The sequence below is a fragment of the Enterobacter sp. JBIWA005 genome, assembly GCF_019968805.1.
In the GTDB taxonomy this organism is placed as follows: domain Bacteria; phylum Pseudomonadota; class Gammaproteobacteria; order Enterobacterales; family Enterobacteriaceae; genus Enterobacter; species Enterobacter vonholyi.
Genome location: NZ_CP074159.1, coordinates 2,738,306 through 2,758,933, shown reverse-complemented (window position 1 = coordinate 2,758,933; position 20,628 = coordinate 2,738,306). Strand labels below are relative to the sequence as shown.

General features: G+C 54.5%; 19 protein-coding genes. 9 read left to right on the top strand and 10 right to left on the bottom strand.

Going from position 1 to position 20,628, the window contains the following annotated elements:
• The first annotated feature begins 33 nt into the window (after nucleotides 1-33).
• Entirely contained in the window at nucleotides 34-2,094 is a 2,061-nt protein-coding gene (gene ptrB, locus KGP22_RS13035) for an oligopeptidase B (protein ID WP_223579397.1), read from the top strand.
• On the opposite strand, the gene exoX is transcribed toward ptrB, so the two are convergent.
• The 3 genes from exoX to KGP22_RS13020 form a co-directional block, all read right to left on the bottom strand.
• A complete protein-coding gene (gene exoX, locus KGP22_RS13030; protein WP_010432611.1) occupies nucleotides 2,091-2,753 on the bottom strand; it encodes an exodeoxyribonuclease X in 663 nt (220 codons plus the stop codon). The genes ptrB and exoX overlap by 4 nt on opposite strands.
• Nucleotides 2,754-2,777: 24 nt before the next feature.
• Nucleotides 2,778-3,428: a carbon-nitrogen hydrolase family protein gene (locus KGP22_RS13025; protein WP_223579394.1), complete on the bottom strand. Its 651-nt coding sequence runs from the start codon at nucleotides 3,426-3,428 to the stop codon at nucleotides 2,778-2,780.
• A gap of 110 nt (nucleotides 3,429-3,538) precedes the next feature.
• Nucleotides 3,539-3,769, bottom strand: a complete 231-nt coding sequence (locus tag KGP22_RS13020; protein WP_008500465.1) for a DNA polymerase III subunit theta — start codon at nucleotides 3,767-3,769, stop codon at nucleotides 3,539-3,541.
• A gap of 137 nt (nucleotides 3,770-3,906) precedes the next feature.
• On the opposite strand from KGP22_RS13020, the gene yobA reads away from it, so the two are divergent.
• Genes yobA through KGP22_RS13005 form a run of 3 tightly spaced genes read left to right on the top strand, consistent with a single transcriptional unit; the run spans nucleotide 3,907 to nucleotide 5,504 of the window.
• On the top strand, nucleotides 3,907-4,278 hold the full coding sequence (gene yobA / locus KGP22_RS13015) for a CopC domain-containing protein YobA (protein ID WP_111964809.1): 372 nt from the start codon (nucleotides 3,907-3,909) through the stop codon (nucleotides 4,276-4,278).
• Between the two features lies 1 nt (nucleotide 4,279).
• The gene (gene copD / locus KGP22_RS13010) at nucleotides 4,280-5,149 is read left to right on the top strand and encodes a copper homeostasis membrane protein CopD (RefSeq protein ID WP_223579391.1); all 870 of its coding nucleotides are present in this window, start codon (nucleotides 4,280-4,282) and stop codon (nucleotides 5,147-5,149) included.
• A 16-nt stretch (nucleotides 5,150-5,165) separates the two neighbouring features.
• Nucleotides 5,166-5,504, top strand: coding sequence for a YebY family protein (locus KGP22_RS13005; RefSeq protein WP_223579388.1), 339 nt, complete (start codon nucleotides 5,166-5,168; stop codon nucleotides 5,502-5,504).
• A 440-nt stretch (nucleotides 5,505-5,944) separates the two neighbouring features.
• On the opposite strand, the gene KGP22_RS13000 is transcribed toward KGP22_RS13005, so the two are convergent.
• Entirely contained in the window at nucleotides 5,945-6,841 is an 897-nt protein-coding gene (locus tag KGP22_RS13000; protein ID WP_223579385.1) for a benzoate transporter, read from the bottom strand.
• Between the two features lie 172 nt (nucleotides 6,842-7,013).
• Nucleotides 7,014-7,955 (bottom strand): VirK/YbjX family protein, encoded by a 942-nt coding sequence (locus tag KGP22_RS12995; RefSeq protein ID WP_223579382.1) that lies wholly within the window; start codon nucleotides 7,953-7,955, stop codon nucleotides 7,014-7,016.
• Nucleotides 7,956-8,121: 166 nt separating this feature from the next.
• Between KGP22_RS12995 and pphA the strand changes: the two genes are divergently transcribed.
• Nucleotides 8,122-8,766 carry a protein-serine/threonine phosphatase gene (gene pphA, locus KGP22_RS12990; protein WP_223579379.1) on the top strand — a complete coding sequence of 215 codons (645 nt, stop codon included), beginning with the start codon at nucleotides 8,122-8,124 and terminating at the stop codon, nucleotides 8,764-8,766.
• A gap of 34 nt (nucleotides 8,767-8,800) precedes the next feature.
• Here pphA and KGP22_RS12985 read toward each other — a convergent pair whose 3' ends face one another.
• The 4 genes from KGP22_RS12985 to yebS form a co-directional block, all read right to left on the bottom strand.
• Entirely contained in the window at nucleotides 8,801-9,040 is a 240-nt protein-coding gene (locus tag KGP22_RS12985) for a YebV family protein (protein WP_008500472.1), read from the bottom strand.
• A 107-nt stretch (nucleotides 9,041-9,147) separates the two neighbouring features.
• On the bottom strand, nucleotides 9,148-10,596 hold the full coding sequence (gene rsmF, locus KGP22_RS12980; protein ID WP_223579377.1) for a 16S rRNA (cytosine(1407)-C(5))-methyltransferase RsmF: 1,449 nt from the start codon (nucleotides 10,594-10,596) through the stop codon (nucleotides 9,148-9,150).
• Nucleotides 10,597-10,667: 71 nt separating this feature from the next.
• The gene (locus tag KGP22_RS12975; RefSeq protein WP_223579375.1) at nucleotides 10,668-13,301 is read right to left on the bottom strand and encodes a PqiB family protein; all 2,634 of its coding nucleotides are present in this window, start codon (nucleotides 13,299-13,301) and stop codon (nucleotides 10,668-10,670) included.
• Complete coding sequence (yebS, locus tag KGP22_RS12970) at nucleotides 13,270-14,553, bottom strand: membrane integrity lipid transport subunit YebS (RefSeq protein ID WP_045908227.1); 1,284 nt, start codon at nucleotides 14,551-14,553, stop codon at nucleotides 13,270-13,272. The genes KGP22_RS12975 and yebS overlap by 32 nt, the downstream gene beginning before the upstream one ends.
• 132 nt (nucleotides 14,554-14,685) lie before the next feature.
• On the opposite strand from yebS, the gene KGP22_RS12965 reads away from it, so the two are divergent.
• From KGP22_RS12965 to htpX, 4 genes are all read left to right on the top strand, one after another.
• Nucleotides 14,686-15,183 carry a GAF domain-containing protein gene (locus KGP22_RS12965; protein ID WP_149366585.1) on the top strand — a complete coding sequence of 166 codons (498 nt, stop codon included), beginning with the start codon at nucleotides 14,686-14,688 and terminating at the stop codon, nucleotides 15,181-15,183.
• A gap of 96 nt (nucleotides 15,184-15,279) precedes the next feature.
• Nucleotides 15,280-15,966, top strand: a complete 687-nt coding sequence (gene proQ / locus KGP22_RS12960; RefSeq protein ID WP_223579359.1) for an RNA chaperone ProQ — start codon at nucleotides 15,280-15,282, stop codon at nucleotides 15,964-15,966.
• Between the two features lie 19 nt (nucleotides 15,967-15,985).
• A complete protein-coding gene (gene prc / locus KGP22_RS12955; protein ID WP_223579356.1) occupies nucleotides 15,986-18,034 on the top strand; it encodes a carboxy terminal-processing peptidase in 2,049 nt (682 codons plus the stop codon).
• Nucleotides 18,035-18,227: 193 nt separating this feature from the next.
• Nucleotides 18,228-19,109 (top strand): protease HtpX, encoded by an 882-nt coding sequence (htpX, locus tag KGP22_RS12950; protein ID WP_014884290.1) that lies wholly within the window; start codon nucleotides 18,228-18,230, stop codon nucleotides 19,107-19,109.
• Between the two features lie 50 nt (nucleotides 19,110-19,159).
• Here the strand turns inward: htpX and KGP22_RS12945 are convergent, their stop codons facing one another.
• Nucleotides 19,160-20,533: an MFS transporter gene (locus tag KGP22_RS12945; protein WP_223579353.1), complete on the bottom strand. Its 1,374-nt coding sequence runs from the start codon at nucleotides 20,531-20,533 to the stop codon at nucleotides 19,160-19,162.
• Between the last annotated feature and the right edge of the window lie 95 nt (nucleotides 20,534-20,628).

Below are 20,628 nucleotides of genomic sequence, written 5' to 3'. Positions count from 1 at the left end.
CTTATAGGGTGTAAAACGAAAAAGAATGATGACATGCCACCGAAAGCCCGACGTATACCTTATGCGATCACCACGCATGGCGATACGCGTATAGACAACTATTACTGGCTACGGGACGATTCGCGCTCCCGGCCAGAGGTGCTCGACTACCTGCACGAGGAAAACTACTATGGCCGCAAGGTCATGTCCAGCCAGCAGACGCTTCAGGACCAGCTGCTGAATGAAATGGTGCAGCGTATTCCTCAGCGCGATATCTCCGCGCCCTGGACCAAAAACGGCTATCGCTATCGCCATATTTACGAGCCCGGCAATGAGTATCCCATCTATCAGCGTCAGTCGGTGTTAAGCGCCGAATGGGACGAGTGGGATATTCTGCTGGATGCCAACCAGCGCGCTGCACACAGCGAGTTTTATACCCTGGGCGGCATGTCCATTTCGCCTGACAATGCGGTGATGGCGCTGGCGGAGGATTATCTCTCCCGCCGCCAGTACGGCCTGCGGTTTCGCAATCTGGAGAGCGGCAACTGGTATCCGGAAATGCTGGAAAACGTCTCCCCGGATTTTGTCTGGGCGAATGATTCCGAGACGGTTTACTACGTCAAAAAGCACGCCTCGACGCTACTGCCTTATCAGGTATGGCGGCATACCGTGGGAACGGACTCCGCTGACGACGAGCTGGTTTATGAAGAGAAAGACGAAACGTTCTATGTCAGCCTGCATAAAACCTCCTCGCGCCACTATGTGATTATCTTCCTTGCCAGCGCGACGACGTCGGAAGTTCTGCTGCTGGATGCCGAACTGCCTGACGCCCAGCCGCTCTGTTTCCTGCCGCGCCGCAAGGATCACGAGTACAGCCTGGATCACTTCCAGCATAGCTTTTATCTGCGCTCCAATCGTGAGGGCAAAAACTTTGGTCTCTATAAAACCAAAGTGCGCGATGAACGCAAGTGGGAGGTGCTTATCCCCGCGCGTGATCAGGTGATGCTGGAAGGGTTCACCCTGTTTACCGACTGGCTGGTGGTGGAAGAGCGCCAGCGCGGGCTGACCAGTATCCGGCAAATCAACCGCAAAACGCGGGAAGTGGTGGGGATTGCGTTCGACGACCCGGCCTATGTGACGTGGATTGGATTCAATCCCGAACCCGAATCATCGCGGTTGCGCTACGGCTACTCATCCATGACCACACCGGACACCCTGTTTGAGCTGGACATGGATACCGGGCAGCGCCAGGTGATTAAACAGACCGAGGTAAAAGGTTTTGAGTCTGAAAACTACCGCAGCGAGCACCTCTGGGTCACCGCCCGGGATGGCGTTGAGGTCCCCGTCTCGCTCGTCTATCACCAAGCCCATTTCCAGAAAGGCAAAAACCCGATCCTGGTTTACGGCTACGGGTCGTATGGCTCAAGCATGGACGCCGATTTCAGCAGCAGCCGATTAAGCCTGCTCGATCGCGGTTTTGTTTTCGCCATAGCCCATATTCGCGGCGGCGGTGAGCTGGGCCAACACTGGTATGAAGACGGGAAATTCCTGAAAAAGAAAAACACCTTCAATGATTATCTCGACGTCTGCGATGCGCTAATTGAGCAGGGCTATGGCGATCCGCAACTCTGCTTTGGCATGGGAGGCAGCGCGGGCGGCATGCTGATGGGGGCGGTTATCAACCAGCGTCCCGACCGCTTTAAGGGGATTGTCGCGCAGGTACCGTTTGTCGATGTGGTCACGACCATGCTCGATGAATCTATCCCTCTTACCACCGGGGAGTTTGAGGAGTGGGGAAATCCGCAGGATGAGATGTACTACCGCTATATGAAAGAGTACAGCCCGTACGATAACGTGGAGGCGAAAGCCTACCCGCACATGCTGGTCACCACCGGTTTGCATGATTCTCAGGTGCAGTACTGGGAGCCGGCAAAATGGGTGGCAAAGCTGCGGGAGCTGAAAACCGATGACAATCTGCTGCTGTTGTGTACCGATATGGACTCCGGACACGGCGGGAAATCGGGACGATTTAAATCCTACGAAGGGGTTGCCCTGGAATATGCCTTCCTGATTGGCCTGGTGCAGGACACGCTGCCAGGCCGTGCGGAGGGTTAAGCGTCGCCCAGATAATGTTTCAGCGTTAAGCGCAGTTCCGGACTCATTCTGTCGAGGTTGTTATACAGCCAGCGCAAATAGCCCGGGTCTTTGTCCGCTACCTCGGACACCGGCTTCCCGCGATATTTACCAAAGGTAAATGTGGTCAGTAACGCGGGGCGTCCGGTGATCGTCGCCATATCATCCGGCGTCCAGCCAGAGATATTCATAATATCAATCAGCAACGCGGCGGTGATATAGCAGTCATACAGGGCGCGGTGATGGTGAAGCCCCTCAGGCGTTCTGACGCTGAGCTTGCGCGATTTATACAGCGCCATATTGCTGTATTTGATGCCCGGCCAGAGACGACGCGCCAGCTTCATTGTGCAAATCCATTCGCCCGGCATTTCAGGTAGGACCCGGCGGTCAAAGCTGGCGTTATGCGCGACGTACCACGGGCTACCGTAGTAGTGCGGAATGATCTCTTCGATCCAGGGCTTATCCGCCACCATCGATTCGGTAATGCGATGGATAGCCATCGCCTGGGGGCTGATGGGGCGATCGGGACGCACCAGATGGCTCATTGGGTTGACGATTTTACCATCAACCACGTCGACAGAGGCCACTTCCACTATTCCGCCCTGAAGATCGCAAGTTTCGGTATCGATGACGCGCAGCATTGAAAACTCCTGAGCTTAAAACGCCTAGCCTAAAGGAATGATATCGCCTTGCCAACCCTCGCCGCCGAGCGTGCCGGTCACCAGAAGCTCGCCCTTATCCGCGCGGACGATCAGCTGGCCTTTATCATCCCACAGCGCGCTGCCGCCGCAGGCGTTCGCCATCAGCACCGCAATAGCATATTTATGCGCGAAGCGCTGCAGGTTACTGATGGACTGCCGCCAGCGATTTTCCCCCACCGACTGGCAGCTGGTAACAAGCGTTGCTCTGGGATCGAGATTGGGAGAATCGGGATGTGCATCAATGATGCTAAGGTGCTTGTCCCCCGGCACCAGGCTGGCTCCGCGCCCTTGCGGATAGCGCAAAATGCGATGGCAAGCAGGCGAAAACAGCACAAGACCTTTCTGTCTCTGCCCATCCTGATCCAGGGGGAGTCCTGCAATAACGGTAATCTGGTAAAAATGTGCCGCGTTAAGCAGCGGCTCCAGCTGCGCGTCATCGGGTGGGGGAGGTAGCGTCGGCGCGCCAGAGCCCGTTAAGGAGAGTTCAGGGAAGACCAGCAGATCGCACCCCTGTCGTGCGGCTTCGGCGATGAAGCGCAGGTGGTGCGTAACATGGTCATTCACACTCTGATGCAGCCCGCCATACTGGGCTGCCGCTATGTTCCAATGTGACATCGTGACTTCCTTATACACTGAGTCGCAGGGATTTAAGAATACACCTAAATTTATCAGGGTTTTCTTATCCTGCCAGATTCCGCGTAAGGAAGTGTAACGACTCGTTAAGCTTATTTAACTTTAGGTTCGTACGGTAAACGGGAGAGGTTAACCGAGGCGAGACGGTGGGCGATTAATCTTTCGCGAAACCAGTCGCGCAGATGGGCGGGTTGTTCCCGTTCAACGACTTCAGCCACGACAGGCATGTTGTAACGCTCTTTGAACGCGACGCCAGCGGCAGCGAGATCGACATTCACTTTATCCATCTCGTCCTGCGGAAGGGCGGCCAGATTGATCTTCATTACCTTCTCCTTTTTCTGCGGCGGCAACGTTACCGCGATTGCACGACGATGACAAGCGGAGGCAGGATGATCCTCGACTCGTTTATTATACAGCGTTATTCTTTAGCATACAGACATAACAAAAAGGAATGATTGCGATGGGTTTTTCCGCCTCCCGCGCGGTATGCGCACTGGTTTTTGTGGCCTCGACAATGATGGCGCCCTCCGCGCTGGCACATGCACATCTTAAACAGCAGAGACCGGCAGCGGACAGCGTGGTGAGCGCTCCGCAGGCACTTACGCTGAATTTTTCAGAAGGCATCGAACCGGGGTTTAGCGGTGTGGTGGTAACGGATGCGCAAAAGCAGGTCATCAAAACGGGAACCGCCACGCGCGACGAAAAGAACAAGGCGCAACTCACCGTTCCGCTGGAACAAACGCTGACGTCAGGGACGTACCAGGTAGACTGGCATGTCGTCTCCGTAGACGGTCATAAAACCAAAGGCAGCTATCACTTTAGCGTGAAATAGCATGCTGGCGCTGTGTTATATCGGGTTGCGCTTTATCCATTTCGGGGCGCTGATGCTTGTTTTTGGCAACGCGCTTTACAGCGTCTGGTTTGCGCCTTCCTCTCTCCACCGCCTGATGTGCCGGCGATTTCAGCTGCAGCAGAAAGTGGCGGCCTTAATGAGCCTGGCGGCAGCGCTCCTGATGTTTATGCTTCAGGGCGGACTGATGGGTAACGGCTGGGGAGATGTGTTTGCCCCGCAGGTCTGGTACGGCGTAATGAGGACGCAGTTTGGCGGCGTCTGGCTGTGGCAAATCATACTCGCTGCGATCACGGTCGGCACAGCATGGCTCGCACCGCTGAAAGGTTCGCGGCTGCTGCTGCTTACGATGGGACAGCTTATCCTGCTGGCTGGGGGAGGGCACGCGGCAATGAACGACGGTCCGATGGGGGCGTTGCAGCGTCTTAATTATGCTTTTCACCTGATCTGCGCCGCAACCTGGCTTGGCGGATTACTGCCTCTGCTGTTCTGCATGCGTCTGGCCAAAGGACGCTGGCAGAATGCCGCCATTTATACCATGATGCGCTTTTCGCGCGTGGGCCATTACGCCGTCGCGGGCGTGCTGCTCAGCGGAGCGATCAATGCGCTCATGATACTGGGTGTCCATATTCCCTGGCAGGCTGGTTACGTACAGTTTTTGTTGTTCAAATGTGCGCTGGTGGCGTTGATGGTGGTAATTGCGCTGGCAAATCGGTATTTTCTGGTGCCACGGTTTCGTCCGGAGAGCGGGCGAGCACAACAGATTTTTATCAGGATGACGCAGGCAGAAGTGGTGCTGGGAGCGCTGGTGCTGGCAACGGTCAGTCTGTTCGCCACCTGGGAACCCTTCTGATAAGGTTAAATATCATATGAAAAAGACAGTACTTTCTCTCATCTTGCTGGCCTGTACGGGGAGCGCGCTTGCCGCACCGCAGGTTATCACCGTCAGCCGTTTTGAAGTGGGTAAGGACAAATGGGCTTTCAATCGCGAAGAGGTGATGCTGACCTGCCGTCCGGGCCATGCGCTGTATGCGATCAACCCGAGCACGCTGGTGCAATATCCGCTGAATGATATCGCAGAGCAGCAGGTAGCCAGCGGAAAGAGCAGCGGACAGCCGATTAGCATTATTCAGATCGATGACCCGTCGCATCCGGGAAAAAAAATGAGTCTGGCACCGTTTATCGAGCGCGCCGACAAGCTCTGCTAACGTTCGGGTTTCCAATAAAAAACCGCAGATGCTTGCAAAAGCACTGCGGTTTTTCACATTTAATGATGCTCTGGCGCTTTTTTTCCGACCGCTTTAGCTGTGGACTGGAAAACCTGGCGTCGTCATCTATTCTTAAAAGGCAAGGCGACTTAGCCTGCATTAATGCCAACTTTTAGCGCACGGCTCTCTCCCAAGAGCCATTTCCCTGGACCGAATACAGGAATCGTATTCGGTCTCTTTTTATCTGTATGTTTTTCAAAGCATTTTTCGGTACTGACTCGACATCACCCGAAACTTTCTCGAACTTTCCATATCCTCTCTAAACCATAACATACTCAGGACCGCGTGCGTCCAGGGTTTTTTGGGATCTTTGTTAAAATTTTGTGGCCGAGCGACCGCTGAGCAAACGCCTTCTGACGTTCGAAAGGGCAACCCTTAAGTTAAATAATGAACGCGCTGAATTTGTCTTTGTGTTGGACAATGTACTCAGGGAAGTTTTCAACCGTTAGCTCTTGCTTGATTAACGTCCTGTCCCGCCCCCATATATCTTCCGCGTTTTTAATGACCTTCATGATGTGTTCCGGGTTGTTAAACTCAGGGAGATTGTATTCAGTATGGGAAATGGTCGACATTTTTTCTGAGATGCGCTCGGGTGTCATCACCCATGAGAAATGCCAGCCACCATTTTCAATGATGCGGTTGTTAATCTTGAACCAGTTCCACTTTAGCCAGGACCAGTTTTTAACACTTCTGGTGCGTTTAAGATTCCTGAATGATTCAGGTTCACCGCCAAAGAAGTTAACGAGATTTTTATACTGGGTGGCTCTCGGTAATTTACATTTTCTTGGCGTGTTATCTGTATTAAAAACCTGCAGGTTAAACTGATAATTATAAAAATTCTGATAAATAGTAGTGCAGAGCTTTTTGGGGTTTATCGATGCTACTGCCTGAGGTGAAAATATCTCGTCCACATCGGAAACTAAAATCAAATCATCATCGCTGGCATGGGACAAACCCTGCATGATGGCATTCCTCTGCGCGGCTTCATTTGCCCACGCATCCACTACCATTCCCTCTGGCAAACCCGGGATCACCTCTCGGGCCGGATGTGATTCTTCAGCGGCTTTCGTAATCGGTTCTTTATCATGCACAACGTAGATAATTTTATCTTTAAACTGACTGTATTTATTAATGTCAAAATGCAGCTGCCTCTTTTTACCGGTAAAGGTATGCGTTGACTCAACGATAACGAAGCGATCGACAACGTCCGCTAGCGTGTTCAGCCTGATTTCGAGAAGCATATCTTCATCGTAATATAAGAAGCAGTCATAGATCATTACCGAAGTCCCTCATTTTTGCGCCCACATTGCGCTTTTCCCAACGCATCGCCGGTATCATTTCGCGCAATGCTAACTGAGCGCACTCGCCCTGCGCAATAGTACACTGCTTTATTATTCATCCTATAAATAGATTGCATCCACTATGCGGTGAGCGAAGACGCCAGCCAGGCTAAAAGTGGGACTTAACGGATACCTCTATTTCATCAAGCAGCTCAAAGCGGCGGCGGTATTCGGCACGTTTTTTACTGGCGATCTCTTCAAGCGATTTACGCTCCATCTGTAGCGGCAGTTGCCAGCAGAAGGCCGAGAGCTTTTTACCGTCCAGCGATGCCCAAAATTCATCGTAGCTGGCATGGAAATGGCGACCTTTGCTCAGGCGATACCGCAACGCGCGGAAAACGTGACCCTCATCGCTGACGGCAAAAATCGCCCGGACGGATGACTGCGCAGCCAGCTGGAAGAGGACTTCCATCAACACCCGTTTGGGGAAAAGGCCATGACAGGCGCGGGTGGCCTGTTTAATGACGTCTCGCGATACGCAGCGACGGGGTCCCTGAAGCCCGCCAATCACCATGACTTGCTGACCATTGCTGCGCGCGACGCTAAAGGTCAGGCTGGCCAGCAGCGTGTCTTCGTTGTCGCGTAGCCACAGCGTGCTTTCGCCTTCGCGCTCGGCTTTCCCCGCAGAGGAAGCATTGACCGTATAGGTTGCACCGTCTTTTGCATGGAACTGCGCAACGGCTTGTTCCTGCGGGCTGGTCAGGGCCTGGGCGAGACCGCTCTCTTTCAGGCTGTCAATCCAGTAATAATGGCTAACGATAGCGTCGGCGCGATCGTTAGCCTTCAGGCCGCGCATCAGGTACTGCCGGTGGGTCTTGCTCGGCAATGTAATTTGAGAGGCCAGCAGCCTGTCAAAATCGTCGCGACCCGAAAGGGCTTCCAGCATGCGATGTGTAGAAGACCAGAACACCAGCGAACGTAACAGGAACTTCAGGCGATATTCGCGTTTGCGCCAGATTGGCCCCGGAACGCGTTTGCCGTTCACCAGCTCGGAAATGATATTTGTGCGATGTGGATAGAAAACATCGTTATGCAGGTGCGTATTAGACACGTGAAGACCCCTCTTTTTTTCTGCCCTTATTCTAAAGAGCCAGGAAAAGGGGATTAATAGCGCGAGGATCTTTATTTCTGTTTGGTTTACCGTTTGTTTGATTTCGTGATGACCACGCCTGTCCGTCGACTTTTCTGCGGCGGCTATACTGTTTAAAGGAGGTGCTATGTATCAGCGAATTGAAGGTGGCATGTGGCGTCACGTCTGGGTTGTCAGCGATATACACGGTTGCTACCAGTGGCTTATGGAGGAACTTAAACGCCGTCATTTTAATCCGTATGAGGATTTACTTATTTCTGTCGGGGATATGATCGACCGCGGCCCTGATAGCGTTAAATGCCTGCAGTTAATTAATGAAAAATGGTTTCGTGCCGTGCGGGGAAACCATGAGCAAATGGCGCTCGACGGCCTGGATAATAACGATTTTTCTCTCTGGATGATGAATGGCGGAATGTGGTTTTCGCATCTTGAACGCGATCGGCAACAGCTTGCGCTGTCGTTGCTCGACGCCTGTCGCGACTTACCGCATATCATCGAGATAACCTGTGCGAACGGTCTGAATGTGATTGCCCATGCTGATTATCCGGCCGCGGAATACCGCTGGCAAAAACCGGTCAGTGACCAGCGCGTCTTATGGAACCGCGGTCGGTTGATGGGGTTTATGGTGGGCAAAGGGGAGGGCATCAGCGGCGCGGATCATTTCTGGTTCGGACATACGCCCGTCGACAGAAGGTATGATTTTGACAATCTCCACTACATTGATACGGGTGCCGTATTTGACGGTTACTTTACGCTGGCTCAGCTGCAGTAATAAATAACCCGCCTTCGGGCGGGTTCTCTTTAGGTCAGGCAAGACGCATGACCCAGGCATCGGTTTTACTATCGTAATGCTCACGGTAAAGGACTGAATGTTCGCCATCAAGTATTGCCGGGACGCTGGTATCTGCATCCCATGCATCAAGCTGCATGCACAAATCCGGGTCGGATTTGCAGGGAATACTTAACGTTCGATCGCCTTGTGCTTCGCCGCGCAGCTCTGCGTCGTCGATCTCAAAAGCGCCAATACGCACGCTGGTTTTCGTCATAGTGCTCTCCGGGTCGGTTGTCAAAAATCTGGTATGACCAGTGTGGCCACCCATTTTTGATCGTAGACAAAGAGAGCAAAATCGCCAGTAAAAAAATGCGCTTTTTATCAATCCGTGCGATCGTTACCGGTAAACAGCCGACCGTCCCGAACCAGCTCGCGTGGATAGCTGTTTTTCAGCCTTGAGCCGACCTTTTTTGCCAGGCCCAGCGGGTATCCCTGATACGTCACAATCACTTCATCGCCTGATGGCGTGCTCTCCGGATAGACATCGCGACCACGGTACCACTCTTCGGCTTCCTGATGCGTCAGGGCAAAGGTATTGTCGCGTCCGGCAAGGGCGATTACGGCCTCATGCTGCCAGCGATACCCTTTATTATGCACTTCCGCCAGGCGGATCCCGATTCGGGAAAAACGGACCTTTCCGATGAGCGGCTCGATCTGTGCCGGGAACAGCCATATCTCTTTATCACGCATCCAGGGGCGCAGGCTCTCATCCCAGACCAGTCCCGCTTTTTTAGCGGCGGCTTCAAGCTGTGCGGTTTCTCGACCTTTAAGGGGGGAAAACGGGAAGTTACCGACCTTGAATTTAGGTGCGGGCAGGGGAGCCACCGCCTGCGTTTTACGCAGACGCGCCACAAAGAACCCTTCGCAGTCGTAAATCTGCGGGAAAACATGGAGGAACCCCTCCGGGGTGACAGCCTCCTGTGCTGAGGCGAACAGATCGTCGAGCGGCAGAAACTCGACCGCATCCGGATATTGCGCTTGCAGCCACAGGCAGACATCTTCGTTCTCATCGCGGTTTAAGGTGCACGTCGAATAAACCAGCGTGCCGCCGGGGCGCAGGGCATGGAATGCGCTGTCGATCAGCTCTCGCTGCGTGGCCGCGATCTCAAGGTTGCTCTCAACTGACCAGTTTTTTAACGCATCGGGATCTTTACGCACCACCCCTTCGCCTGAGCAGGGGGCGTCCAGCAGAATGGCGTCGAAGGCTTCCGGCAGGGCGGCGCCAAACACGCGTCCGTCGAAGTGCGTCAGGGCAACATTATGAATACCGCAGCGGCTGATGTTGGCATGTAACACCTTCACGCGGCTGGCGGAAAACTCGTTGGCGAGGATCGCCCCTTGATTACCCATACGGGCGGCAATTTGGGTGGTTTTTGAGCCGGGCGCGGCGGCAACATCCATTACGCGCTCTGGCGAATTGCCATCGGCAAACAGGGCGGCAACCGGAAGCATCGAGCTGGCTTCCTGAATATAGAACAGACCGCTCAGATGTTCAGCGGTACTGCCCAGCGGCAGTGAAGCTTCGTCATCGCGTTCTATCCAGAACCCCTCAGCGCACCACGGTACCGGCGTAAGCTGCCAGCCGTACGGAGCGACCAGCGCCAGAAAATCATCGACGCTGATTTTCAGCGTGTTGACGCGAATACTCCGGCGTAACGGACGCTGGCAGGCGGCGATAAAATCGTCTAACGACAGGTGAGAAGGAAGCGCCTCGCGCATCTGCGCCAGGAATTGTTCAGGAAGAAATACGGAGTTTTGAGCCACGGGCACACCACAGGGAAAAATTCAGGTGCGCAGTGTAGCATAAAGGCTCCGGTGCGTTGACACCGGAGCCTGTCAGATTAACGCGGCAGGGCGGTTCCCCATTCGCGCCACTCTTTTGGTTCGCTCTCGAGCAGCAGGAAGTGTTTACCCGGCTGCGCTTTTGGCGCCAGCGGCGTTCCCGGCGGCGTGGCAAACGCGATACCGCCGCGAATGAACTGGTTGAAGGTTCCGGTTTTCACCACGCCTCCCGTCAGGCCAAAGTCCAGCGAATAGCCGGATGCCAGCCAGAATACCGAGTTATTTCGAACCAGGTGCTGGTAACGTTCGCTAATACGTAATGCCACCATGACTCGGTCGGAGAGCGTACCGAGCGTCAGCCCCGTGACCGTACCCACTTCAATACCGCGGAATAGTACCGGAGTGCCGATGTTCAGCGAACCCGCTTCCGGCACTTCCACCACGATGCTCAGGCCGCCAAGGTAGCGCGAGTCGGTAATCGTGGCTTCCTGCAGCTCGAAATCACGGCGGGCATTGCCCTGGCCTGGCTCAACGTTGATATACGGCTGCAAAATGGTGTCGAGGTGCTCAACGCCAGCGGCCGAGATCTGCGGCGTGACCACCGAGAAGCGCGAGCCGGTGCGGGCGAAGGTCTGCACATATTCCGGGTAGAGCACGGCAGTGGCCTGCACCTCGTTGCGCGAGGTGATCAGCGTCAGCTTCTGGATCTGCCCGATATCAATGCCCAGATAGCGGATTGGCATGCCTTCCGCCAGCTTGCCGGCATCAAAGGCGTGCAGGGTAATCTGCCCACCCACCGCGCGGGCGGCGGTCTCGGATGGGAAGAGAATACGCTTATCGCCTTTACGCAGATTCGCGCCCGCACCGCTGAGGTTATCGAAGCTAATCGCCCCCCGCAGCGCGCGTGACAGCGGAGAGGCCTGTACGGTTAGCCCGTTACCGTTAAGCTGAACTTTCGCGCCGCCTTCGGCCCAGAAGACGCTGTTTGGCGTCAGCAGCTTGCGGTACTCCGGCTTGATATGCAGTTCGATATCGAACGCGTCCGCACGCGGGCGAACGGTGATCACTTCCCCGACTTCAAACTTGCGATACAGCACCACGGAACCCGCCTGTACGTCCGGCAGCGTCTCGGCGCTTAAGGTCAGCGTGGTGGTAGGAAGATCGCTCAGGCTGTTTTCAACCGCTTTCTCCAGGTTGGCATACAGCGGATAGCTGTCGCGCACGGGGCCTTTATTCCCTGGCAAAATGCGGATACCGCCGTTAACCCATTCGCTGGCGCTGGCGCCGAGGAACTCCACGCCGTCCAGACCCACCTTCACGTCGACGCGACTGTTCACCACGAATTTGCTGTCGCCATGCACCAGGTCGCTGTATTGCGGATCGATAGCGACCGAGAAAGTCACGCCATTCGCTGAGAGCTTACGCTCCAGCACCTGACCGACCTGCACGCCGTGTAAAATTAACGGCTGTCCGGCTTCGATACCGTAACTTTCTTGCGCATTCAGCGTGACCGTCACTACGCCCGGCTTTTGCAGCAGGGCTTTATCAGCCGGGGCAATCACGAAGCTATTGCTGGGTTCACCTTCGCCGGGGATGAGCTCAAACGTATTGCCGGTCAACAGCGTGCTGAGGCTGGCATCGTTCAGAGAGAGCTTTGGACTGCGCATTTCGATACGCGTTTTCTCGCGCAGGAGATCGACCACGCTCGGGTCGACCGTCATTTCGCCGGTGACCGAGCCGCCCGGGTTGAGGGTCATTTTGGTGAGCTGACCAACCTGCAATCCCTGATACATCAGCGGTGTTGAACCCGCTTTTAGCCCTTTAGCATCGGGCAGGGCGAGTTTGACGATCACGCCGCGCTGGCTGTGCGCCAGGTCAGCGTACAATCCAAATGAATCATCAGCGGTGGCAGGGCTTGAGTTTTCCGGCGAGTCAAAGGCGATGGCGCCATTAACCAGCGCGGCCAGACTCTCCAGCTTCACTTTCGCACCGCTCAGGCTGAGATCCGCGTCCACGCCGGACACGTTCCAGAAGCGGCTGCCTTTTTTCACCAGATTGGTGAAGCGACGCTCGATCAGCACGTCAATGGTGACGCCCTGTTTATTTGGGTTGATCGCGTAATCGTACACACGGCCAACCGGGATTTTGCGGAAATAGACCAGTGAGCCACTGTTCAGAGAACCGAGATCCGGCGCCTGCAGATGGATCATTAAATCGCCGTTATTGAGGCGGTACTTCGGCTGTGTATCCAGGGCAACAAAGTGATCCTGCGGCTCTCCTTTACCCGGCATCATGCCAATATAGTTACCGCCCACGAGCGCATCCAGCCCGGACACACCGGCCAGAGAGGCTTTTGGCGTCACCAGCCAGAACTGCGTTTCACTGCGCAGGGCATCCTGCATGTCAGATTTAATACTGACCCGCACCTGAATCTTGTTCAGCCCTTTTCCAAGAGAGATGTCCTGAACCGTACCCACTTCAACCCCCTGGAAGCGAACGGGCGTTCGCCCGGCGACGATGCCGTCGGCGGTCTGGAAATCAATGGTGACGGTGCTACCGCGATCTTCATAGCTCGTCCAGATAAGCCAGCCTGCAATCATCAGGGCGATGACGGGCAGCAACCAGAATGGCGAAATGCGGCGTTTTGTTTTAATTCTCGCTTCAGTCGGCGAAGCGGGGGTTTCCTGACTCATGTGCATCCCAAAGTAAGCGGCTATCCAGCCATTCCACAGCAAGAATAGTCAATATCACCGCAGAGCCGAAATAAAAAGCCGCGGGTCCCATTGTAAAAGCAAGTAACTGGTCGCGATTGATGAGAGACATCATCAGCGAAATTACGAACAAATCTAACATTGACCAGCGGCCAATCCAGGTGACGAATCGCAGAAGCAGAATGCGGGTTCGTAAGCCTTGTTCACACTTTAAGTGAATGCTGATGAGCAGGGTAATCATCACCACCACTTTGGTAAAGGGAACCAGAATACTGGCAATAAAAACGATCGCCGCCACCCCGACATTGCTGTGCGCAAGGGAGATAATCCCGGAGAGGATAGTATCCTCCTGACGTCCGCCATTCACGTAAATGATGGAAATAGGCAGCATATTGGCGGGGATCAGAAACACCAGGGAGGCGATCAGCGCCGCCCAGCATTTTTGCAGGCTGTTGTTTCGACGCAGCCTTAATGGAATGTGGCACCGCGGGCAGCGTCCGCGCGGGTCGGGTAACCCGGTATAGTGGCAACCCAGACAGACGCGCAGATTTTCATCGGGACGGGTGGCGGGGCGCTGCGGGTAAAATCGCTCCCAGAGCTGCTCAACGTTCAGGTGTATCAGCGTCAGGATGCTCAGCAATACCAGACAGATGAAGGCAAAGAGTCCGATGCCGGGCTGCAAAAAGGCATAGTCCTGTACCTTTATTGACGCAACGCCCACGCCGACCAGATAAATATCCAGCATCACCCACTCTTTGAGTTTATCCAGCATCAGCAGCACCGGGCGAAGGTTCATGCCGAGAATATTGCCAAACCAAAGATAGGCAATGGCGGCGACCAGCACCAGCGGAGCGCCAACGGTGCAGAACAGCACCATGGCGGCGGTGATGGGATCGCCCTGACGGGTCATCTGCCAGATACCCTGCAGCACGTTGGCGTCAATGCGCACGCCAAGCAGGTAGAGTTTCAGCAGCGGTTCGCTCCAGGCGAAGGGCATCAGCAGCAGCATGGTGACGGCCATGGCGGCGAGGCGGGTCAACGACCAGTCGCGACCATCGCGAATTTTAGCGTCGCAGCGAGGACAAAAGGCACTTTGGTGCGATTTCATCTTCGGCAACATAAAAAGCGTATCGCACTGGGGGCAACGCTGATAATGTGCACGAGGCAAAGCTTCGCTTACCGTATGGACAGTTATCTTTCTCGTCGGCGTAATTTTGGTTGTTTTTAAGGCCATCAGCTGCGCACAAATAAGTATTGTTGAAAGTTATAATAACTCATGAACGGATTCATCTTGAGCATGAGCGCATTTAATGCTTATTTTAATAGGCTATGCGGTAAATTTGTAAGACAACTAAGTGATTGAATAATGAACAAAACAGAATTCTACGCGGATCTGAACCGCGATTTTAAGGCATTGATGGCGGGTGAGACCAGCTTCTTAGCCACTCTGGCAAATACTAGCGCATTGCTGTTTGAACGTCTCTCTGACGTAAACTGGGCTGGCTTTTACCTTCTGGAAGGTGAAACGCTGGTGCTCGGTCCGTTCCAGGGCAAACTGGCCTGCGTGCGTATTCCGGTAGGGCGTGGCGTATGCGGCACGGCGGTGGCAGAGAATCAGGTCCAGCGTGTGGAAGATGTCCATGCGTTTGACGGACACATTGCCTGTGATGCCGCCAGTAATTCTGAAATCGTTTTGCCGCTGGTGGTCAAAAATCAGATTATTGGCGTTCTGGATATCGACAGTACGGTCTTCAGTCGCTTTACAACCGAGGACGAACAGGGGCTGCGCGAGCTGGTGGCGATTCTGGAAAACGTACTCGCTGCAACCGATTATCAAAAATTCTTTGCGAGCGTCGCAGGATAATCAACGGATAACGTAGCATTTACTGATAGCGTCATTATAATGACGCCTGTTCATGCCTGCGCTTGTTGGCAACGTCCGTTGTAATCAGGAAATTTCATGGAAAATCAACCTAAGTTTAATAGCAGTAAAGAAGTTATCGCATTTCTGGCCGAGCGTTTCCCGCAGTGCTTCAGCGCGGAAGGTGAAGCTCGTCCCCTGAAAGTCGGTATTTTTCAGGATCTGGTGGCGCGTGTTGAAGGGGAAATGAACCTCAGCAAAACTCAGCTGCGTTCCGCCTTACGTCTTTATACTTCGAGCTGGCGTTACCTGTACGGTATCAAACCAGGCGCTACCCGCGTGGACCTCGACGGCAACCCTTGCGGTGAGCTGGACGAGCAGCACGTTGAGCACGCGCGCAAGCAGCTTGAAGAAGCCAAAGCACGCGTTCAGGCACAACGTGCAGAACAGCAGGCGAAAAAACGCGAAGCCGCCGCGGCAAACGGCCAGGAAGAAGCGCCTCGTCGTGAGCGTAAACCACGCCCTGCGCCGCGCCGTAACGATAATAACGATCGCAAACCGCGTGCAGACAAACCAGCAGCAAAAGCCCCGCGTGCCCCTCGTGAAGAGCCGCGCCATACACCGGTTTCTGACATTAACGCTCTGAGCGTGGGTCAGGCGCTGAAGGTAAAAGCGGGTAACAATGCTATGGACGCCACCGTACTGGAAATCACCAAAGATGGCGTTCGTGTACAGCTGACTTCTGGTATGTCAATGATTGTACGCGCAGAACACTTGTTGTTCTGAAACGGAGGCCAAGCCTGGCATGAACACTTTTTTTAAGCTCACCGCGCTGGCGGGTCTGTTTGCTATAACAGGTCACGCTTTTGCAGTGGACGATATCACGCGTGTTGATCAAATTCCGGTACTCAAGGAAGAGACGCAGCACGCGACGGTGAGCGAGCGCGTGACCTCACGTTTTACCCGCTCGCACTATCGTCAGTTCGATCTCGATCAGGCCTTTTCGGCCAAAATCTTTGACCGCTATCTGAACTTGCTGGATTACAGCCATAACGTTTTGCTCGCCAGCGATGTCGAGCAGTTCGCTAAGCGCAAATCCGAGGTGGGTGACGAGTTGCGTTCAGGCAAGCTGGATCTGTTCTACGATCTCTACAACCTGTCGCAAAAGCGCCGTTTTGAACGCTATCAGTACGCGCTGAAAGTGCTGGAGCGTCCAATGGACTTCACCGGCAACGACACCTTTAATCTGGATCGCAGTAAAGCGCCCTGGCCAAAAGATGAAGCCGAGTTGAATGCGCTTTGGGACGGCAAAGTTAAATACGACGAACTGAGCCTTAAGCTGACCGGCAAAGACGAAAAAGAGATCCGTGACACGCTGACGCGTCGTTATAAATTTGCTATTCGTCGCCTGGCGCAGACCAACAGCGAGGATGTTTTCTCACTCGCGATGACCGCCTTTGCGCACGAAATCGATCCGCACACCAACTACCTCTCTCCGCGCAACACTGAGCAGTTCAATACCGAAATGAGCCTGTCTCTGGAAGGTATCGGCGCGGTTCTGCAGATGGACGATGATTACACGGTGATCAATTCAATGGTCGCGGGTGGCCCGGCATCCAAAAGCAAAGCGATTAGCGTAGGCGATCGCATTGTGGGTGTTGGACAAACCGGCCAGAACATGGTCGATGTGATCGGCTGGCGTCTCGATGACGTGGTTGCGCTGATCAAAGGTCCGAAAGGCAGCAAGGTACGTCTGGAAATTCTGCCTGCCGGTAAAGGCACCAAAACCCGTATTGTTACCCTGACCCGCGAGCGTATCCGTCTGGAAGACCGCGCGGTGAAAATGTCGGTGAAAACCGTGGGTAAAGAGAAGGTAGGTGTCCTGGATATTCCTGGCTTCTACGTGGGGCTGACTGACGATGTGAAAGTTCAGCTGCAGAAGCTTGAAAAGCAGAACGTTAGCAGCGTCATCATCGACTTGCGCAGTAACGGCGGCGGTGCGCTGACGGAAGCGGTTTCACTCTCTGGCCTGTTCATCCCATCTGGCCCGGTGGTTCAGGTGCGCGATAACAACGGTAAAGTGCGCGAAGATGCGGACAATGACGGTGTGGTCTACTACAAAGGCCCGCTGGTTGTTCTCGTTGACCGCTTCAGCGCTTCCGCGTCTGAGATCTTTGCCGCTGCAATGCAGGACTATGGCCGCGCGCTGATCGTCGGTGAGCCAACCTTCGGGAAAGGCACCGTTCAGCAGTACCGCTCTCTGAATCGTATTTACGATCAGATGCTGCGTCCGGAATGGCCTGCGCTGGGCTCGGTTCAGTACACCATTCAGAAATTCTACCGCGTAAACGGCGGCAGTACGCAGCGTAAGGGCGTCACGCCGGACATCATCATGCCGACTGGCACCCAGGAGACGGAAACCGGCGAGAAGTTTGAAGATAACGCGTTGCCGTGGGACAGCATCAATGCCGCGACTTACGTGAAGGCGGGTGATATGACGCAGTTTGGCCCTGAACTGCTGAAAGCGCATAACGACCGCATCGCGAAGGATCCGGAATTCCAGTACATCATGAAGGATATTGCACGATTCAATGCCCTGAAAGATAAGCGGAATATTGTTTCTCTGAATTACGCACAGCGTGAGAAAGAGAACAACGAAGACGATGCAACTCGCCTGGCGCGTATCAACCATCGCTTCAAGCGCGAAGGTAAGCCTCTGCTCAAGAAACTGGACGATCTGCCAAAAGATTACCAGGAGCCGGATCCGTATCTGGACGAGACGGTGCATATCGCTCTCGACCTGGCGAATCAGGAAAAAGAGAAACCTGCCGTACAGCCCGCTCCGGCAAAATAACCTCCTGACAGGCACAAGAAATTGTGCCTGTTTCTTTTTGTTCTGCATCCTTCCGTCAGTCAGATTTCCAATTGTGTAAAGTTGTGTCTTTCTGGTGACTTACGCCCGTCGGATGCTTGAAAATAGCCGCAATACCCATACGATGTGGGTAATCGCATAGTGCGTTTTGTTAAACTGAGGTAAAAAGAAAATTATGATGCGAATCGCGCTCTTCCTGCTCACCAACCTGGCGGTTATGGTGGTTTTCGGGCTCGTGCTAAGCCTGACAGGAATTCAGTCGAGCAGCGTTCAGGGTCTGTTGATTATGGCGCTGCTGTTTGGTTTTGGTGGCTCGTTCATCTCCCTGCTGATGTCGAAGTGGATGGCATTGAAATCGGTGGGTGGTGAGGTTATTGAACAGCCGCGTAACGATATGGAACAGTGGCTGATGAATACGGTGGCTCAGCAATCCCGTCAGGCCGGGATCGCCATGCCGCAGGTGGCGATTTACCATGCCCCGGACATCAACGCTTTTGCCACGGGCGCCCGTCGCGATGCGTCGCTGGTGGCCGTCAGCACCGGCTTGCTGCAGAACATGAGCCGTGATGAAGCCGAAGCGGTTATCGCCCACGAAATCAGCCATATCGCCAACGGTGACATGGTGACCATGACCCTGATTCAGGGCGTGGTAAACACCTTCGTAATCTTCATCTCCCGTATTCTGGCGCAGATCGCGGCAGGCTTTATGGGCGGAAACCGTGACGAAGGTGAAGAGAGCAACGGCAACCCGCTGATCTACTTCGCTGTTTCAATGGTTCTGGAACTGGTCTTTGGTATTCTGGCCAGCATCATCACCATGTGGTTCTCCCGCCACCGTGAATTCCACGCGGATGCCGGCTCGGCGAAGCTGGTTGGTCGTGAGAAGATGATTGCCGCGCTGCAGCGCCTGAAAACCAGCTATGAGCCGCAGGAAGCGAACAGCATGATGGCCTTCTGCATTAACGGTAAGTCCAAATCGCTGAGCGAGCTGTTTATGTCTCACCCGCCGCTGGATAAACGTATTGAAGCGCTGCGCAGTGGGGAATACCTGAAGTAAGGCAAAGAACCCTACTAAGCCGGGCAGGAGAGCACTCCGCCCGGCTTTTTTTATGCCTGAACCCTGGGTTGGGTCACCCGCAGGCCGCTGACGATGGCGGCGAGGGTGGCAAGTACACCGGCGGTGAGGAGTGCAACATGGTTGCCGTTCTGGCCTGCGAGGTTAAACATCAGGGCGACCAGCGCCGCACCGCTGCTTTGCCCCAGAAGTCGAGCGGTCCCCAGCATGCCGCTGGCACCCCCGCTGCGATGACGCGGCGCGGAGGTGATGATGGTGTGATTGTTAGGGGACTGGAAAAGGCCAAACCCCGCGCCACAGAGGATCATGCGCCAGATGATGTCCAGATCGGTTGGCGATGACGGCAGCAGAGCCAGCGCGAAAAGGCCTGTCGCCATCACCGCCAGCCCCAAAGCGCCCAATAAACCGGCATGGACGCGTTCAATGAGGTAACCTGCCAGCGGCGCCATCACCATTGTCGCCAGCGGCCAGGGGGTTAACAGCAGGCCAGTCTCCACTTCTGAACGGCCTACCGCGCTCTGCAAAAAGAAGGGCAGAGAAACCAGGGCCAGCATCTGGGCGCAGAAGGAGCAGACGGACGTGCAAATGGAGAGGGAAAAGAGGGGGATACGCAGCAGGTCAACGGGCAGCAAAGGCACGGGGAGAGTGAGCTGGCGGCGAACAAAGAAGAAGCCGATCGCCAGCAGAGCGATAAGCTCCACACCGGTAAGCATCAGGGACTGTCCCTGCGCAAAGCCGCTCAGCGCCGTAATCAGCAGGCCAAAGGTCAGGGCATTCATCACCGCACTTGCCACGTCGAAGCGCGGCATGGTGCTTTTGGGACCGTTAGCGGGTAGAAAGCGCAGGGCAAAGAAGATGGCGACAATACCCAGCGGCACGTTAATGGCGAACAGCCATTGCCATGACGCAACGGAAAGGATCGCCGCCGCAATGGTTGGTCCGGCGGCGGAAGAGACGGCGACAATAAAAGAGTTTATCCCCATACCGCGCCCCAGATGGCGTTGCGGATAAATTAAGCGGATCAACGCCGTGTTTACGCTCATGAGCGCCGCGCCGCCAAAACCCTGCGCTATGCGGGCAAGCGTCAGGGTATGCAGTGAATCTGAAAGGGCGCATAACAACGACGTAAAGGTGAAAACCACCAGACCGCACTGATACACCCGACGGTAACCGAACATATCGCCCAGGAAAGAGAACGAGAGCAGGGAAACCACGATCGCAATCTGGTAGGCATTAACTATCCATATCGAACTGGCGGGAGAGGCGTGCAGGTCGCTGGCGATGGTTGGCAAGGCAACGTTCGCGATTGCGCCGTCAAGGACGGCCATTGAGATACCGATAATGATGGTGGCTATCGCGCCATACCGCTGGGGTAAAGGCAGGCCATCGGAAAGGGTCTTTTCCATTAAGATTAAAAAAAGCTCAGCGTGAAATTATTCTCAGGATAACTATTTTAGCATTGTTACAGCCGCGATATGTCGCAGATTTGTAACGAAGTAAA

What these genes read in the sequence shown, in the direction of transcription:
- KGP22_RS13025 (WP_223579394.1), bottom strand. Translation starts at nt 3,428, where the DNA reads ATGTCACATTGGAACATAGCGGCAGCCCAGTATGGCGGGCTGCATCAG.
- pphA (WP_223579379.1), top strand. Translation starts at nt 8,122, where the DNA reads ATGTATCAGCGAATTGAAGGTGGCATGTGGCGTCACGTCTGGGTTGTC.
- KGP22_RS12985 (WP_008500472.1), bottom strand. Translation starts at nt 9,040, where the DNA reads ATGACGAAAACCAGCGTGCGTATTGGCGCTTTTGAGATCGACGACGCA.
- KGP22_RS12945 (WP_223579353.1), bottom strand. Translation starts at nt 20,533, where the DNA reads ATGGAAAAGACCCTTTCCGATGGCCTGCCTTTACCCCAGCGGTATGGC.
- yobA (WP_111964809.1), top strand. Translation starts at nt 3,907, where the DNA reads ATGGGTTTTTCCGCCTCCCGCGCGGTATGCGCACTGGTTTTTGTGGCC.
- KGP22_RS13020 (WP_008500465.1), bottom strand. Translation starts at nt 3,769, where the DNA reads ATGAAGATCAATCTGGCCGCCCTTCCGCAGGACGAGATGGATAAAGTG.
- htpX (WP_014884290.1), top strand. Translation starts at nt 18,228, where the DNA reads ATGATGCGAATCGCGCTCTTCCTGCTCACCAACCTGGCGGTTATGGTG.
- KGP22_RS13000 (WP_223579385.1), bottom strand. Translation starts at nt 6,841, where the DNA reads ATGATCTATGACTGCTTCTTATATTACGATGAAGATATGCTTCTCGAA.
- KGP22_RS12975 (WP_223579375.1), bottom strand. Translation starts at nt 13,301, where the DNA reads ATGAGTCAGGAAACCCCCGCTTCGCCGACTGAAGCGAGAATTAAAACA.
- KGP22_RS12965 (WP_149366585.1), top strand. Translation starts at nt 14,686, where the DNA reads ATGAACAAAACAGAATTCTACGCGGATCTGAACCGCGATTTTAAGGCA.
- ptrB (WP_223579397.1), top strand. Translation starts at nt 34, where the DNA reads ATGCCACCGAAAGCCCGACGTATACCTTATGCGATCACCACGCATGGC.
- KGP22_RS13005 (WP_223579388.1), top strand. Translation starts at nt 5,166, where the DNA reads ATGAAAAAGACAGTACTTTCTCTCATCTTGCTGGCCTGTACGGGGAGC.
- copD (WP_223579391.1), top strand. Translation starts at nt 4,280, where the DNA reads ATGCTGGCGCTGTGTTATATCGGGTTGCGCTTTATCCATTTCGGGGCG.
- prc (WP_223579356.1), top strand. Translation starts at nt 15,986, where the DNA reads ATGAACACTTTTTTTAAGCTCACCGCGCTGGCGGGTCTGTTTGCTATA.
- yebS (WP_045908227.1), bottom strand. Translation starts at nt 14,553, where the DNA reads ATGGCCTTAAAAACAACCAAAATTACGCCGACGAGAAAGATAACTGTC.
- proQ (WP_223579359.1), top strand. Translation starts at nt 15,280, where the DNA reads ATGGAAAATCAACCTAAGTTTAATAGCAGTAAAGAAGTTATCGCATTT.
- exoX (WP_010432611.1), bottom strand. Translation starts at nt 2,753, where the DNA reads ATGCTGCGCGTCATCGATACCGAAACTTGCGATCTTCAGGGCGGAATA.